At 49.1% G+C, this 1,567-nt stretch carries 1 protein-coding gene; it reads left to right on the top strand.

What is annotated here, in order from left to right:
- On the top strand, positions 1–1,567 hold a 1,567-nt coding region (locus RH89_RS14875), incomplete at both ends, for an acetate--CoA ligase family protein (protein ID WP_004403570.1).

Below are 1,567 nucleotides of genomic sequence, written 5' to 3' on the forward strand. Positions count from 1 at the left end.
GACGTCGCGGGTTTTCCTTGTTATCGATCGATTTCGGAACTGCCTGGATCTCCCGATGCTGCTTTTGTTTCGGTCAATGCAGAACTGAGTGTGGAAGTTGTTTCCCTTCTGCGATTGAAAGGGTGCGGAGGCGTAGTCTGCTACGCGGCAGGTTTTGCAGAAGCAGGATCTCGCGGGGAACGGCTGCAGGAAGAGCTTGTTCGTCAGGCTGGCGATATGGCAGTAGTGGGACCCAACTGCTATGGTCTGCTGAATTTCACTAATGGTGTGACACTGTGGCCGGATCGTGTTTGCGGAGACAATGCCGACAGCGGTGTTGCGATCATTAGCCAAAGTGGAAATGTTGCCCTCAATCTGACCATGAACGAACGTTCGGTGCCCTTTACTCACGTGATAAGTGTCGGAAATCAGGCTGTTATGGACGTCTGCGATTTTGTGACCCCTTTGTTGGATAATCCCAAGGTTCGTGCCATTGGGATCTATCTGGAAGGTCTTAAAGACGTTTCAGCTTTCAGCAAGGTTGCAATCCGGGCCGCGACAAAAGGGGTTCCACTGATTGTCTTCAAGGCGGGCACATCAGATGTTGGAACCCAGCTGACCATGAGCCACACCAGCTCTTTGTCTGGTTCAGATGACATGTATCAGGCGATGTTTGAACGCTTAGGGGTGATTCGGGTGTATTCCCTGTCTGAGCTTTTGGAGACGTTGAAGATTGCGTCGATCTGCAAACTCCCTCGGACTCAGAGAGTGAGCGCGCTGACCTGCTCTGGTGGCGACAGTACAATGCTTGCAGACCGTCTGGATAAGCACGATGTTCTCTTACCCGGGCTCAGCCAAGCCCAAATAGCCGATCTCAACAGTTTGCTGCCAGAGTTTGCCAGTATCTCCAACCCTCTTGATTACAATACCGCGATCTGGGGAGACAGAGAAACCTGCACTAAAGTGTTTAAAACCGTGATGTCGGGAGACTTTGATGTTTCGATTCTTATGCTTGATTTTCCGGATCAGAGCAGTGAGAACATGACTGAATGGAACATTACCGTCGATGCCCTTATTGATGCCCACCTTGAGGTACAAAAAACCACCGTTGTCATCTGTAACCTCAGCGAGCTGCTTCCTGAAAATATTCGCAAACGCCTGATTAATGCAGGTATTGCTCCGCTTCAAGGGCTTCAGGATGGGGTCTCAGCACTGGCAAGCCTTATTGCTTACAGCCAGAAAATGCAGGCACTTCTGAAACAAAACCCATCAGATACCCTCGTTCTGAGAAAAGCCTCGTCTTTGAATGGAATCAGTCAGTCACTTAATGAGTGGGATTCCAAACAACTTCTTAGCAAATATGGTCTCTCCATACCCCTTGGGAAATCGTGTGCCTTGGAAGAAGTGTCTGAAGCTTCTGAGAAGGTTGGATTCCCGGTAGTTCTAAAAGGTGTGAGCGAAAAATTAGTCCATAAAACCGAATCAGGCGCGGTTGCTTTAAATCTTACAAGGGCAGTGGATTGCGAAACCGCCGCCAATACGATGGCAATTCGTTTAAACCAATGCGGTATTGCTGACTATCAGTTTA

The sequence above is a fragment of the Vibrio nigripulchritudo ATCC 27043 genome, from assembly GCF_000222685.1.
Taxonomy (GTDB): Bacteria; Pseudomonadota; Gammaproteobacteria; order Enterobacterales; family Vibrionaceae; genus Vibrio; species Vibrio nigripulchritudo.